The organism is Ruegeria sp. CL6 (assembly GCF_056536465.1).
Genome location: NZ_JBQFPR010000010.1, coordinates 34,289 through 48,395, shown reverse-complemented (window position 1 = coordinate 48,395; position 14,107 = coordinate 34,289). Strand labels below are relative to the sequence as shown.

General features: G+C 57.5%; 16 protein-coding genes. 10 read left to right on the top strand and 6 right to left on the bottom strand.

Annotated elements, in window-relative coordinates; all coding sequences use genetic code 11:
- Positions 1-10 precede the first annotated feature (10 nt).
- Entirely contained in the window at positions 11-814 is an 804-nt protein-coding gene (locus tag ACR0LH_RS19990) for an ABC transporter permease (protein ID WP_170417829.1), read from the top strand.
- An 8-nt stretch (positions 815-822) separates the two neighbouring features.
- Here ACR0LH_RS19990 and ACR0LH_RS19985 read toward each other — a convergent pair whose 3' ends face one another.
- A complete protein-coding gene (locus ACR0LH_RS19985; RefSeq protein ID WP_170417827.1) occupies positions 823-1,530 on the bottom strand; it encodes an IclR family transcriptional regulator in 708 nt (235 codons plus the stop codon).
- Positions 1,531-1,615: 85 nt separating this feature from the next.
- Between ACR0LH_RS19985 and ACR0LH_RS19980 the strand changes: the two genes are divergently transcribed.
- Genes ACR0LH_RS19980 through ACR0LH_RS19945 form a run of 8 tightly spaced genes read left to right on the top strand, consistent with a single transcriptional unit; the run spans position 1,616 to position 9,089 of the window.
- On the top strand, positions 1,616-2,386 hold the full coding sequence (locus ACR0LH_RS19980; protein ID WP_170608326.1) for an arginase family protein: 771 nt from the start codon (positions 1,616-1,618) through the stop codon (positions 2,384-2,386).
- Positions 2,379-3,053 (top strand): hypothetical protein, encoded by a 675-nt coding sequence (locus ACR0LH_RS19975; RefSeq protein WP_170417821.1) that lies wholly within the window; start codon positions 2,379-2,381, stop codon positions 3,051-3,053. The genes ACR0LH_RS19980 and ACR0LH_RS19975 overlap by 8 nt, the downstream gene beginning before the upstream one ends.
- A complete protein-coding gene (locus tag ACR0LH_RS19970) occupies positions 3,053-3,928 on the top strand; it encodes an arginase family protein (protein ID WP_170417818.1) in 876 nt (291 codons plus the stop codon). The genes ACR0LH_RS19975 and ACR0LH_RS19970 overlap by 1 nt, the downstream gene beginning before the upstream one ends.
- Complete coding sequence (locus ACR0LH_RS19965) at positions 3,925-4,935, top strand: agmatinase family protein (RefSeq protein ID WP_170417815.1); 1,011 nt, start codon at positions 3,925-3,927, stop codon at positions 4,933-4,935. Before ACR0LH_RS19970 ends, ACR0LH_RS19965 begins: the two co-directional genes overlap by 4 nt.
- A complete protein-coding gene (locus tag ACR0LH_RS19960; protein WP_170417812.1) occupies positions 4,932-5,627 on the top strand; it encodes a hypothetical protein in 696 nt (231 codons plus the stop codon). Before ACR0LH_RS19965 ends, ACR0LH_RS19960 begins: the two co-directional genes overlap by 4 nt.
- Positions 5,624-7,069, top strand: a complete 1,446-nt coding sequence (locus ACR0LH_RS19955; protein ID WP_170417809.1) for an aldehyde dehydrogenase family protein — start codon at positions 5,624-5,626, stop codon at positions 7,067-7,069. The genes ACR0LH_RS19960 and ACR0LH_RS19955 overlap by 4 nt, the downstream gene beginning before the upstream one ends.
- The gene (locus ACR0LH_RS19950) at positions 7,069-8,265 is read left to right on the top strand and encodes a CaiB/BaiF CoA transferase family protein (RefSeq protein WP_170417806.1); all 1,197 of its coding nucleotides are present in this window, start codon (positions 7,069-7,071) and stop codon (positions 8,263-8,265) included. The genes ACR0LH_RS19955 and ACR0LH_RS19950 overlap by 1 nt, the downstream gene beginning before the upstream one ends.
- The gene (locus ACR0LH_RS19945) at positions 8,262-9,089 is read left to right on the top strand and encodes a citryl-CoA lyase (protein WP_170417803.1); all 828 of its coding nucleotides are present in this window, start codon (positions 8,262-8,264) and stop codon (positions 9,087-9,089) included. The genes ACR0LH_RS19950 and ACR0LH_RS19945 overlap by 4 nt, the downstream gene beginning before the upstream one ends.
- A gap of 464 nt (positions 9,090-9,553) precedes the next feature.
- On the opposite strand, the gene ACR0LH_RS19940 is transcribed toward ACR0LH_RS19945, so the two are convergent.
- Positions 9,554-10,465 carry a homocysteine S-methyltransferase family protein gene (locus ACR0LH_RS19940; protein WP_170417800.1) on the bottom strand — a complete coding sequence of 304 codons (912 nt, stop codon included), beginning with the start codon at positions 10,463-10,465 and terminating at the stop codon, positions 9,554-9,556.
- An 84-nt stretch (positions 10,466-10,549) separates the two neighbouring features.
- Between ACR0LH_RS19940 and ACR0LH_RS19935 the strand changes: the two genes are divergently transcribed.
- Positions 10,550-10,849 (top strand): MBL fold metallo-hydrolase, encoded by a 300-nt coding sequence (locus ACR0LH_RS19935; protein ID WP_170417797.1) that lies wholly within the window; start codon positions 10,550-10,552, stop codon positions 10,847-10,849.
- Between the two features lie 482 nt (positions 10,850-11,331).
- Here the strand turns inward: ACR0LH_RS19935 and ACR0LH_RS19930 are convergent, their stop codons facing one another.
- From ACR0LH_RS19930 to ACR0LH_RS19915, 4 genes are all read right to left on the bottom strand, one after another.
- On the bottom strand, positions 11,332-12,738 hold the full coding sequence (locus ACR0LH_RS19930; protein WP_174819503.1) for a DUF7986 domain-containing protein: 1,407 nt from the start codon (positions 12,736-12,738) through the stop codon (positions 11,332-11,334).
- 115 nt (positions 12,739-12,853) lie between these two features.
- Positions 12,854-12,964, bottom strand: a complete 111-nt coding sequence (locus tag ACR0LH_RS19925) for a DUF6429 family protein (RefSeq protein ID WP_371732129.1) — start codon at positions 12,962-12,964, stop codon at positions 12,854-12,856.
- 185 nt (positions 12,965-13,149) lie between these two features.
- Entirely contained in the window at positions 13,150-13,452 is a 303-nt protein-coding gene (locus tag ACR0LH_RS19920) for an SH3 domain-containing protein (RefSeq protein ID WP_152460662.1), read from the bottom strand.
- 102 nt (positions 13,453-13,554) lie between these two features.
- The gene (locus ACR0LH_RS19915; RefSeq protein ID WP_152460663.1) at positions 13,555-13,947 is read right to left on the bottom strand and encodes a GFA family protein; all 393 of its coding nucleotides are present in this window, start codon (positions 13,945-13,947) and stop codon (positions 13,555-13,557) included.
- Between the last annotated feature and the right edge of the window lie 160 nt (positions 13,948-14,107).

Below are 14,107 nucleotides of genomic sequence, written 5' to 3'. Positions count from 1 at the left end.
GGATCTGAAAATGGAACAAGTCGGACAACGTAAAATCGACGGCCTGTGGCTGACAGTGGTCGGCATTGCTGTGCTGTTCTTTCTCATCCTGCCCACGCTGATCGTTATCCCGATGTCGTTTTCGGGGGCATCCTATCTGGAATTCCCGCCGACATCGCTCTCGTTTCGCTGGTACGTGGCCTATGTCACGTCGCCGGAATGGATGAGCGCAACAAAGACCTCGCTGATCGCGGCGGCGCTGACCACGGCAATCGCGACGCCCCTGGGCTCACTTTGTGCCTATGGTCTGCATTGCTCTGCGCCTCGTATCAGGAGCGCGGCTCAAATCCTTGTGATCATGCCGATTGTCGTGCCAGTGATCCTGATCGCTGTTGGAGTGTTCAGCCTCTATGCCAAGCTGGGGCTCAATTACACACTGACCGGGATCGTGATCGCCCATACTGCGCTGGCGCTGCCATTCGTGATCGTGACGGTGATGTCGGGATTGCAGAATTATGATTTCGATCAGGAGCTTGCAGCGCGCAGCTTAGGGGCGTCCCGTGCATACGCATTGTGGACAATCACCGTACCGCAGGTGAAATTCTCGATCCAGACAGGGGCTTTTCTGGCATTTATCACGTCGCTGGACGAGGTTGTGATCTCGATGCTGGTCTCGGGCGGGGAAAACGCCACAATCACCCGGCGCATGTTCAATTCACTGCGTGATCAGCTTGATCCGACAATCGCGGCGATCTCGACCTGTCTGATTGTCGTGTCCATCACGGCGCTTATCGGTGTGCAGATGATCGGGCGTCGGAAAGACAAGGCACAATGATGCGGGTCTTATTTTTCGCCAAACTCCACCCGAATCTGGCGGGCGGCATCAAGGACCGCCGCGCGATACTTTTCGACGGCTGTGTCATTGAAGCGGACGCGCAGGCCGGACAAGCTGATCGCGCCCAGCAATTCATCTTCGAACCCAAGAACAGGAACCGACAGTCCGGCGACGTCAGGATCGCGTTCACCAAGGCTGAGATAATACCCGGCCTTTCGGATGCTGGCCGCCTGTTTTCCCTGCCGGATGGAATAAGCATCCAGCACCTGACCCGAAGAGCCCATGCTCAGCGGAATGATCTCGCCCTCCTGAACGTGATCCCGCGCAAGCCTTGGCGAATTGACCCGGTAGAGGCACACGCCAGAGTTGCCGCGTTGCACATAAAACGACGCACTTTCGCCGGTCGCATTCACCAAATTCGCAAGCACCGGTCGCACAATTGGCCCCATCCGCAGGTTTTGGCGAAACACGGATCCAAGACGCCACAAAGACGGCCCGAGGTGAAACAGACCCTCGGCGTCTCGCGTAATATGACCAAACTTTTCAAGCGACACGCTCAGACGCAGAATTGTCGCCTTGTTGACCCCGCTGCGGTCCGCAACCTCCTTCAAAGAGAGGCCTGCATCGCCCGGCTCAAAGATGTCCAGCACACGCAATGCGCGCTCTACCGCTTCGACACCACCATTGGCGTCAGGGGATCGGGGCTTGTCGGGCATAGGCAGACCTTTCGACGCAAATCCGTCGCTTTTTATAGCCGGTTTGAGCGCAATTGGAAATCGCAAATAACGAAGGCGTCTGGCAATGAATAGCGCGCGGAAACAAATGATAACAGCTGGTTATGCGGACCTTCCTTTTGGCATTCATTCGCAATGTAAGGCTGATTGTGTTGGGGTTATGGGCGTTCCGAGCGAAGTTAACACCGGGCCCCGATCCGGCACCTCTCTGGCACCCGATGCGCTGCGCAAAATGACTGCCCAACTTGGGATCGGACTGCCTGTAGATGGTCGGGATCTTGGCAATCTGGACCTGTCAGGGGATTGGCCTGCCGCGTTGGAACAACTTGTGACGCAAATGGTGGATCACGGTGTTGTACCCGTTGTCTTGGGTGGCGCGTCTGATGTCGCCTCGGGTGTGCTGGGGGCCTTGCCTGATCTGCCAGTTGTCGCGGCCATGCCGTTGGCCCGGCGTGATATCGCGACGCGAACAGCCAACACGATCTGGGTGGGATTGAACGGCGATCAACCTGCTGGTGTCTGGGATCTGATCAGCCAGCGCAAGATGGATTGGCGCACCGCGCGGCAGTTGGATGAAGGGCACGGCGACTATTCTGACACGCCCGAGCGCGCTGTCTTGTGGATCGACATATCGGTCATTGATCTGGGGCATGCAGCTGGCAGCGTCGGCCTAAATCCCGGCGGGATGAAACCTGAAACGCTGGTTTCCGTCATTGGTGCCATGTCCTGTAAATGGCAGGCGATTGTGATCACCGGCCTTGCGCCTGCGCGCGACACCAGGGGAATGTCGGAACTGGCGGCGATCGAAACCCTGAACGCGGCGTTGCACAATGAGTGAAGCGGCGCAAATACAGTTTGACGCGATCCCCAGTTTTCTGGGCGCATCCATTGGCGATCTGGAAGATCTCGTGCCCGGTCAGGTCGCGATTGCAGGCTATTTTTGTGACAATCTCGCCCGGCCATCGGCAGGGCAACGCTATCTCGCGCGCCAGCTTCGGTATGCGTCCTGCCCCACAGTAACACCCGCGAATGCAATTGACCTTGGGGACGTGAACGTCTTTCCGCTAGAACCTGACAAGCATTTTCTCGCAGTTGCCTCGCAATGTGAATCGGTTCTTGAAACCGGTGCCCGCATGGTGTTGGTAGGCGGCGATTCCAGCGGTTTGGAAGCGCTTGACGTCGCCGCAAGACAGGTCACAGGTGCGGATGTTCCCATCATTGGGGTCAATGGCGGCGCAGTGAGCCATTTGCCCCGCACCCAACCGGTCATCCTGTCTGTGGATTTACAAGAGCTTGCGGGCAAATGGGTATCGCACCCGCATCGCCTGACGGGAATGTCACCAGCACAAATGATCGCGCAAATTGACGCCACCCCGGGCGATACCATCGCGGCTGCGGTTTTTGGGCTTGCCCCGGAACTGGACAACCGTGGCAAGGCTGAAACCCGCGCTGCACTGGCGATCCTGCAAGCGGTCACAGCTCGTCTTGAGAAAGGAGCAGGCTGATGCCTCTACGTTCGGCCCCGTTGCCGCGCATGGCAGGGCATCTGTCGTTCATGCGCTCTCAGACCAAAGCAATCGGCGACGTCCGGTCTGGAGATCTGGCCGTACTGGGCATCCCGTTTGAAGATACAAACGCACCTCATGCAGGGCAATCTCTGGCGCCGCGTGCATTACGCGAAACCTCGGTCTATTTCGGTTGGCACGCAAATCCACAATTCAGTCACCCCGTAGATATCGATGCGCGTCAGGATATCAGTACCGATGGCCTGCACGAGCGGCTTTGTGATCTCGGAGATATTGCACCGGGGTCCGAAGATGCGATCCACGCGGCCTTGAAGGCGGCCATGCGTCAGATCAGCGACAATGGCGCCTGTGCAATCTTTTTGGGCGGATCAGATCGCATGTCCGAGACGGCGCGGAGCGCGCTCCCTCATTGTCAGACAGTGCAGCTTGGCGGTACACCAGCCGATGCGCGCGATTTTCATATTGCGCCCTTGCCGAACGGAACGACCACGCCGGTAAATAGAGATACTGCCGCGCAGCGTGCCGCGTTTTCAGAGTGGCGGGATCCATCAAAGCCGTTGTTTGTTCGGTTTGATCTCTCGGTGTTTGAAACATCGCTCAGTGCGCTTTGTGATCGGCCCCGTTTGGGGGGCTGCGATCTTGCGACGGTGGTGCAATGGCTTGAGCTTTTGGGACGGCACGAGGTCAGCGCCATTATGTTGACCGGTCTGAATCCGAACCGTCCCGGAATGGGTGTCGTGAAGGTTGGCCAACGCCTGATGGTCACGGCTCTTCTGGCGTTTATCTATGCGCGCCTCGGCTTTGGGATTGATTTTCCGCGCCGCCAAACTTCCAAGGAAAAAGTACTGACATGACTGCAGCGATAACGACATTTCTCCCGCCTCTGGCACAACCGGGGTATCGGCTGTTTGATGGGCCTCTGCTCGATGCCGCCGACGTCCGTCCGGGCCAAATCGGTGTGGTGGGTATGCCCAGCGATTGGACACATTCAAGCCGGCTCGGAACCAGGTTTGGTCCCGAGGCGCTGCGTAAGGCAACGACGGTATTGCAATCCATGCGACCGCAGGGGGTCAGTTTTGATCCAGATACGGGCCAAAGAAGCGCAACGGCCAGCGACTGGCTCGTGGATTGCGGGGATGCAGTGATCACCCCTGAGGATGTAGACGCAACCACCGAGGCCATTGCCGCAATGACCGAGGCGCTGAGCGTTGGAGGGGCGATCCCTCTGGCACTGGGCGGTGATCACTATAATAGCTTCCCGGCCTGCCTTGGCTATTCCCGTGGGTTGGCCAAACGCGCACCAAATGCACGTTTTGGGTATATCCAGATCGACGGTCATCTGGATTTCTCTGACCGGCTTGGCGCGTGGGGCAGCCATAACCACGCAACCAATGCCCGTCGGATTTCCGAACTGCCCAATGTCGACGTGTCCAATATGGTTTGGGTCGGGATCACCGGTTGGGTCGACAGCGGTGAACTCGCCTTGATCGAAGAGCAGGGCGGTCGGGTGTTTTCGGCTGGCGACGTACATAAATTGGGGACGGCAGAGGCAATTCGTCAGGCGTTGGAGCATGCCATGAAGGGATGTGACGAACTGTATCTGTCAATCGACATCGATGCGATGGACGCTGGCTACCTCCCCGGCACCGGCTCAATCGTTCATAGCGGTATTACACCGCGTCAGTATTACGATCTGCTGGATGGGCTGGCCGAGGCCCCGTTGGGTGGACTGGATATTGTTGAGGTGTCCCCTCCTCTTGATCCGTCGGAGCGTACCGAATTTCTGGCTGCAGAAATGTTGTTCCGGATCCTGCGTCGCTTCCGCACACAACCTGTGACCGGGGCGGTGACAGAGCAATGATGGACTACAAAGGAACAGAGCAGCTGGGTGGGTTTTCCCATGCAGGAAAAACACTTGCGCCCGCGACACGGCCCTGGATCACAGACCTGTCAGCGCTTTGCCCTTACGAGGGCCTGCAACCCGGGAACCTACCGGAATTTGAACGCGACCCGAATTGGGACAACTGGGCGCTCACCGACAGTCCCAAAGACCCGAACCTGCGCCTGAACTGGCATCTATTTGAGGACGGTGGAAGAAGATTGATGGTCGCCGACCGGATGCTTATGAGCCGCGTCAGCTGGCAGGATCTGGATGATGCGGGGTATGTCCATGGCACAGAGCTGTCGATTGATGGACGCCTGTTTCGCTGCCGGTTGCTTACGGGGGGGGATACGCCCTGTAGTGACCCTTTTCAGGGGGCGACGCGCCCCAATGAATGGGATGCGCTGGTGGGGGGCAGCGGGGCGTTGAACGCTCCGCAACCGGACCCGGCCAATAGTACAGCACCGCTTTGCCCGGATCATCTGACCTCGCCTCATAACCGTTTGTGGAACTGGTTCGGCGCGGTCAGCTGGACCGCCGAACCGGTTGCCAGACGGGCCGATGGGCGGGTGTGCAGGGGCTATCATGGCCCGACCTATTTTTACGTGAATACTGTGGACCACCGGCATGAAGATATCGGGTGGCGACCAGTTCTTGAGGAAGCGCTATGACTGCAAACCCCTTTGCCAACTTTATCGCCGGATCATGGGTTGCTAGCAGCGACGCGGCCCCCAATGTCAACCCGTCCGACCTGAACGACACGATCGGCGAGTATGCCCGGGCAAGCGCCGATCAAACGGTTGACGCAATCGAGGCCGCGGCCGCGGCCCTGCCGAATTGGCGCAAGACATCGCCTCTGGTCCGGTTCGAAGCGCTCGACCGGATCGGGTCGGAAATCCTCGCCCGTGTAGACGAGCTGGGCGATATGCTGGCCCGCGAAGAGGGCAAAACCTTGCCCGAAGCCAAGGCCGAAGCGCATCGCGCCGGGCATTTGTTCAAATATTTCGCGGCTGAGGCGTATCGTGCGACCGGCGACACCTACCAATCTCTGCGCGAAGGTGTGTCGCTAAATGTTGTACGCGAGCCAATCGGCGTTGTGGGCGTAATCACGCCCTGGAATTTCCCACTGGCGATCCCCGCATGGAAAATCGCACCCGCTCTGGCCTATGGCAATACGGTTGTGTTCAAACCTGCCGAACTGGTGCCCGGATCGGCATGGATGTTGTCCGATATTATTGCCCGTGCGGGCGTGCCTGAGGGGGTGTTCAACCTTGTGATGGGAAAAGGCCGTGAGGTTGGGGAGGCAATCGTTACGCACCCCAAGGTGTCCGGGGTCACATTCACCGGTTCCACACCCGTCGGTCGCCATATGGGGGCGGCGCTGTTTGCGCGAGGAGCGAAAATGCAGCTGGAGATGGGGGGGAAGAACCCCTTGATCGTGCTGGATGACGCCGATCTGGATCTGGCGGTGCACTGCGCCGTTCAGGGCAGCTTTTTCTCAACCGGACAACGCTGCACAGCGTCTTCCCGCCTGATTGTGACCGAGGGCATTCACGACGCATTTGTTGACCGTCTTTGCGCGGCAATGAAAGACCTTCGGATCGGTGATGCGCGCGCTCCGGAAACCCAGATTGGTCCGGTCGCCAGTGAAGCGCAGCTCGCCATCGACAAACGATACGTGTCTCAGGCTGTGGATGACGGTGCAACGCTTGCCGCAGGTGGTGGCGAGGTCAAATCCAAAACAACCGGCCATTACTTTGCGCCTGCGTTGTTTACGGATGTGTCACCCGACGCAGCCGTGGCACGAGACGAAATCTTTGGGCCCATCGCCGCCGTGTTACGCGTGCCGGATTACGACGCCGCCCTGGCCACGTCCAACGACTGCGAATTTGGATTGTCCGCAGGAATTGTCACGCGGGATCCCGCCAAAATCGATCACTTCTCGCAGAACGCCGAAGCAGGCATGATACAAGTCAATCTGCCCACCGCCGGCATGGATTTCCACGCACCCTTTACGGGCCGAAAGGGATCCTCTTATGGTGCACCGGAAAAAGGCAGCTATTGCCGCGAGTTTTTCACGGCGGCCAAGGTTGTACACGCGGGGCGCGGATAATGTCGCAGACACCTTTGAAGGGCATTCGTGTTCTTGATCTGACCAATGTCCTTGCCGGTCCGTTCTGTTGTCATCATCTGGCGCATCTGGGCGGCGAGGTTATCAAGGTCGAAGCCGTCGGTCGGGGCGATCTCGCCCGCCAACTGGGGGCCGACCCAGAGCTGAACAAAGTCAACATGGGCGTGTCCTTTCTCGCCCAGAACGCGGGCAAGAAATCGGTCACGGTCAACCTCAAGAACCCACGGGGTCGAGAGATTTTTCTGAAACTGGTCGAAACTGCAGATGTCGTGGTTGAAAACTTCCGGCCCGGCGTCATGACGCGCCTCGGCGTGGGCTACCAGACCCTGAAAGAGGCCAATCCGACCCTCATCTATTGTGCTATCTCCGGCTTTGGCCAAGAGGGCCCGTGGATACGCCGCCCGGCTTATGACCAGATCATACAGGGAACCTCGGGTGTGATGTCGATCACCGGGGATAGCGACAGCGCGCCGCTGCGCGTTGGATATCCGGTGGCAGACACTGTGGGGGGCATCACCGCAGCCTTTGCGATTTCATCTGCTCTGAACGCCAATCCGCGCGGCACCTTTATTGATGTGTCGATGCTGGAATCGGTGCTGGCGACAATGGGCTGGGTGGTGTCGAACTATCTGATCGCCGGCGTCAATCCGACTGCCAATGGCAATGAAAACCCCACTTCGGCGCCTTCCGGTGCGTTTGAAGCGAAGGGCGGGTTGATCAACATTGCCGCAAACAAAGACCAGCAATGGGAGCTACTGACGGACCACCTGGGATTGGCCGCGCTGCGCGAGCGGCCTGAATATGCCACGCGCGAGGATCGCAAACGCAATAGGCTGGCTCTGAAAACTGAGCTGGAGACCGTGTTGAAGACCCGGTCACCGCGCGACTGGGCCAAGGAACTCAATAGCATTGGTGTGCCATCAGGAGCGGTTTTGACAGTGCCGGAAGTATTGGAAATGCCGCAGGTTGCAGACCGCGGTTTCCTCGACCAGTTTGAAAACGTCCCCGGCGTCGGACGCGACATTCAGGTTGCCACGACCGGGATCAAATTGGACGGCAGCGCGCCCACCGTCGATGCACCACCGCCCACATTGGGGCAGCACAACTCTCAAATCTGGAGCGAGTTAGGTCTTTCACCGGAAGACATTGAAAAACTGGCAAAGGATGGCGCGATATGACGGACCCCGCAGGACGCAATGACGCCGATGCCATTTGCCACTGGTGGCGCACCGAAATTATCGACATGGCTCCGGGGCGGATCGCCTTTCGCGGCCACCCGATCCAGGACCTGATCGGAAACGTCAGCTTTGCTCAGATGATCTGGCTCATGGTGCGCGGCAATTTGCCCACGCCAGAACAGGCGGCGCTTTTTGAATGCGCGCTGGTGGCGGGCGTGGATCATGGTCCGCAGGCGCCATCGATAGCCGCAGCGCGTATGGCCGCGACCTGTGGGCTGGGGCTCAACAACGTCATGGCCACCGGGGTCAACATGTTGGGTGACGTGCATGGCGGCGCCGGTGAACAATGCGCCGAGCTTTATTTCGACGTCGCCAAACGGATGGATGACGGCGCTGAACAGGAAGTTGCCGTCCGCGACGGTATCGCCGCCTGGTGTGAGGAAAATGGCAAGATCGTCTCGGGTTTTGGCCACCGTTTCCACAAGCCCGTCGATCCCCGCGCACCGCGATTGATGGCGTTGGTACGCGAGGCCGCGATGTCAGGCACTGTAGAAGGGCGATTTGCCGATATCGGTGAAGCTATACAGACGGAAATCGGACGTAAGCGCGGTGCCGATATCGCGATGAATATCGATGGGGCCACGGCTGTTATCTTTTGCGAATTGGGGTTCCCGGCACCGCTTTCCCGGGGATTGTTCTGTCTTTCCCGCTCGGTTGGCGTCTTGTCTCATGGCTGGGAACAGATTCAACAGGGCGGGCGGAACAAGGGGCCAATGCCGCCGCGTTATCTGCCGGAATATATTGGTGTCAAATCGGAGCGCTAACCCGATGACCATTGATGGTGCGAACGCCTAAATTCACACCGAACTTGGCATTGAAGCGCCACTGGCGTGTGGACTGTTTTGCCGGTCTCGGTCATTGGGCATCCCCCCCTAGAAGCAGACCCAACATGTTAGTCTGAACAAAGATTCACTTCTTTGGTGTTGTCTTTGAAGGTATTTCAATCCAGGCGAGAATCGATACATTTTCACGCTTGTTCTGACGTCAGCGAAGCGCACCGAGCTGCCATCGCGACAAGCGCGGCGAATTCACACTTGGTCCGCGATGCGTGAGTTTGTCGATCGCTGGATTTCGCAGTCGCAGCTAAAGTCCGGTCTGGTGGGCCGCACCGCAGCGATGCGCGCCCTCGGTCAACGGCAGCAAAGGGCCGATCTCCTAACAAGTTGTGGAAAGAAATTACGGGATCACCTTAGATCTCAGCGTTATCGCTCAGATTGAACCAAGTTGGCTATGCTAGTTCGCTGATCATCGATTTCAGATGGCGCATGTCGGTACCGCAGCATCCTCCAAATACTTGGATCGACGGATTCTGCCTCGCAATCGCGGCAATCTGTTTACCAAGTTCAGCTGGATCGCCTTCGTCCAGCTCATCTGCTTCGTCAAGTTCCGCATGCGAGCAACTCGAAGCGTTCGCCACAAGGCCTCTCAGCCGGGGGTGGTTGCCAAGCGCTCCGGCGAAATGGGTAGGGTGAGCGCAGTTGACCATAAAAAACAGCGCCGCCGAGTCGGTTGCTGCGTCGATCTGGTCAATTCCGTCCACAAGTTTGGTCCCGTCTGCCAGGCACCCGTCTGTCTCAACAACCAGAGACATGATGATCGGCAGTTCAGCGTCCCGGGCGGCGAGGATGCATCCCGCTGCCTCGCTTGGGCGGTTGAATGTATAAGCGGTGACCAGATCGAGGCTTGTGTCTTTCAGGCTGTGCATTTGAGCGGCGTGGTATTGACGTGCATCTTCGACGGGTACCGGCGGGATGTCGGCGTAAGGATCATGGCGCGGGCCGATGCAGGCCGACACCAGTACATCATCGCGAGCGGCAGCTTGGCGCACGTCTTCCATTAGACTGACCGCATCTTTGTTTACTTCGGCGAGCCGCTCTGCATCGTACCCCAAGGGCGCTGCCCGGTCGGCGTTCGCCATCCATGTGGGCGCATCAAGGATGCATCCGACATTCATTTCACGGGCCAGATCGACAAGAGCCTGCATTTGACCGGCCAGTATCACCCTGGTGCCAGGTTCTTCCAGCAATGGAAACGACGCGAAACCGGGAAGCTCAATTCCATGATTGAAAATCAGGTCGGTGCCAGTGCCGGCGTAAACCAGAAAGGGCTTGTTACCTTCGAGTGGGAGCTGTCGCGCCATTCTGATCCACGCCTATTGCCGTTACCTCTGCACAAGAAACCTACTTTGTCTCGGGCCTCCTGTGAACCTTAGGACTGCGACAGGGTGTATTCCGTCACTCTGATCCCCACGCCAGGCCAAACACCAGGTCATGTCTCGGTCGAAATCACCAGTGGCGACCGGCGCGCTCTGATTACAGGTGATGCAATCCATACAACCGCCCAGTGCTGGCATCCCGAGTGGCATTTTATGTTTGATTCCGATGCTGAGATGGCCGTGACATCCCGTCGGAAACTGTTGGAAAGCGCCTCGGAAACGGGATGTATTGTGCTGGGAAACCACTTCGCTTTGCCGTCTATTGGTCGGGTGAAGGCGGACAACGACGCGTTTCGCTGGGAGGACTAGCCCAGGTTGTATTTTGATGTGCGCGGGTCTGTTGTGGGATGGCGGCTGACGTGAAAGTTCGACGCGCCGCGCAGCTTACAGGCAATGATCGGCGAAACTAAATCTCGAACCCATTGGGCTATGTCACATTCCCTTGAATTCTTGTTTCACAAGCTTTCTCTCTTCACCATTTTGTGAAAGCCTGAAGCAGTTATGAGTGACAGAGTGTGCAATTTTCAGAAAACAGTGGTTCTTTCTGAACTCCAATCAGCTCTCTTGGACGGAATTTGTGATCACTGCGAGGTGACAAGTTCGGAACTGGCCAAGAGTGGAGAGGTGCTGGAAATATGTGGACAAGAGTACTGTTTCGATTATGAAACCGGTGTGTCCACGGAGACTGAAATTTTGTTGTGCCCCAGCTGTCACGAGGCAAACCATCTGGACGCGCAGCGACAGCATAACCCTTGCCACATCTCTGCAAGACGCAGCCGGGAAAACATGGGTTAGTCGATGGGTTCAGGAGGCGAAGCTTTGGAACGGTTTTTGCAAGAACCATCGCTGGTCCAATTTCGGTAGTCTGACAGACCAAGCTCGTCCCACATCCAGCCGAAATCATACTCAGCCACCGGAGAGCCGGTCTGGCGCGCGCTGCGGTTTTCGATTGTCTTCAGCCAGTCTATGACTTTCTTCCTGCCCGCCGTGCTGCGAACGGCCTGGCGCGGGGTCTTGCCATCCAGGGCAGGAATCGGCTGGTCAAGCGTATCGCGGTAATGCTGTTCGAGATATTCGTGGGCCATCTGACGGGCAAGGGCACGGGGGATGTCCTCTTCTTCTGCCACTCCGTTACTCGTGCTGTCATCCGCCATCATCTGTTCGGCGGTCTGGATTGATGTCAGCGGAGATTTCACCAGGTCGCCCAGGAGGTCCCGGACCAGGGCTTCGCCGCGTTCAGCGCGCGCTGTAGAGCTCACAGAAAGTGTGAGTGTCCGACCTTTCAGATCTAGGGACCCAAGCACGGAGGCCCCTGACATTGATTTGTCCAACACGAGGCCGGTGCCGTGCTTGGTGCCGGACGGGGTGTCGAGGTCAAGCCAGGTCCAATCCTTCTGGCCTGAGATCACGAGTTCTGCGGACTGTGTTAGCTTTTCAGATACCTGGCTTTGCGTCACTTTGCTGGCGAGGGGGAAGCGCATGTCGTGAAAGAGCAGGTTGTCGCCATCGCTGTTGCTGATTTGTGGTGGTTCCGGATCCAGTAGGTTCGGCAGATGTGCGAAGAGCCAGGCATTGGTGAAGAGGGGTGCGGAACGGTGTAGCTGATCCTGTGTCAGCCTCAGTTCAACGTCGGGGTTCAATTTCAACACGGAGCGGAGCCCGTCTTCAAAAAACGCGACGGTGTCGGGGTCGAATGGGAGCAGCGCCCCCGAGATCACGTTATAATCCCCCTGTGCGACAACCCGAGCTGCGATGCGATCCCATCGCTGCAGCATCTGCGTCGCGCTGTGTTCCCGGACGGTAACCGGCTCTGCGTCCGAAAGCATGTTGCGCAAGACCATGGATCTGCCGGGGTCTACCTCGCTCACCTCATAAAGGCTGACCGACGCGTCCCGCAATCCTTTGATATAGGCGCGGGTCTGCGCACTCTCCTTGGAACCGCTCCCTTTCAGATAAGCATCCGCAGCGTTTTCGGCGTCCGCTCCGAATGTCCTGCCCAGCAAATCTTCCAGGCCACCACCCCACAGGACCATCGGCCAATCCTCGCCCAGCAAGTCGCCCAGATCCTCGAACTCAAGATCGAAGGCCTCGAGCGCTGGCAGAAAATGCTCGTCCAACACATCAGCGAGCCGCTCATGCCAAATCTCGTCACGGGTGATAAACCCGATGAGCCCACCAAGATCGTTCCCCGTTGTCATCTTCAGCTTCTCCCTGTTTGCCGGACAGGGGCGATTTAGCGCAGATTGCAACCGCCAGCCAGCCCACACGCGTATGCAGACCTGCGTTACATGGAGGGACTTGTCATGGCGAATGCTATGTCTTTGGCTCCCGCCCAAAAAGCTCTGTGAAAAGCTTTTCGGAGCGGCGCAGGCCTTCATCGGTCAGTACCACCGATTTTGCCTTTCCAACCGGGTCCAGGATCAATCCGTTACGGTGCAGGCGATCAAGCGCTCCCCAGTCAAAGCCTTAGGGCCGTCCTGAACCCAGCGAATTCGGGGATGTTGCGAGCCGCTTCGACGACGGGTGTGAGCCCAACTAGTGGATTCGTCAGGGCGTTTCCGCCGGTATTCTATGATTGCTAAAAGATGGTGGTGCTGATCGCTGTCGTATTAGATTTTCCGCAAATATGCCCAAGAGACGTATCCCTTAAGCTTGCGCGCGCGCTCCAAAGAGACGCGGCACCAACGGGTGCCACCGGTCTGCTCACAGCCGTGAACTCGTAGTGCGGTTCCATTTGGAAGACCAACGATCACATTGAACCCTGTTCCAGGCCCACTGCGCATTTTTAGCATGTCACCGTCTTCGACGCCAAAAACCTCATATGTTCCGAGTGACGCGGCCGCCGCCGGTTTAACGTCCATGACGACCCCCAGGAACAAAGCCATTAGGGGTAAAAAGATTGCATTGCGCATCGCGATGTCCTGCTTATTGCCTCAACGACAATCGTAGCAACTCGGGTCACCAAGAGGAACAACTCCAAGACAGAAATGTAGGTGATACCAAAGCTTCAAACGCTACATTTCTTCCAAATGGTGGGGAACCCTGGCCCAGTTGGGGGCATCTTTCACAAAAACCTTGCTCGTTGGCTTGAAGTTGTTTGGCTCATCCAATGTCCCAGCCGCAATGCTCGTCAATCCGAAGGCTGTCACGCCCCACAGGCCTGATCCGCAGGTGCCACAAAAATGCTTGATGACAGGTCGACCTTCCTTTGAGGTCTTCTCAAAGGTCCGTGGTTTGCCTTTCAGCAGCTGCAGGTCTTCCGACTTTATCATGTACCCGGCATAACCGTCCGTTCCGGTCATCGATAGGCAATCACTGCAAAAACACATGAGTTGCATTACTGCGCTGCCAGTGACCTGGTATCGAACCTCACCGCAAAAACATCCGCCTTCCAAGATTTCAGCCACGTTGCCTTCATCCTTCTATTTCGTTTTGCAAGATATGAGAAAACCGTACCTACTCTGGCCAGTGGTCACAACGGTTCCAGCAGCGGAATGTGGAATGGTGCCAATATGAGCTCCTGTACCTGGATGGGTACGAGGCAAGCATCAGACAGATTGAGTTGTC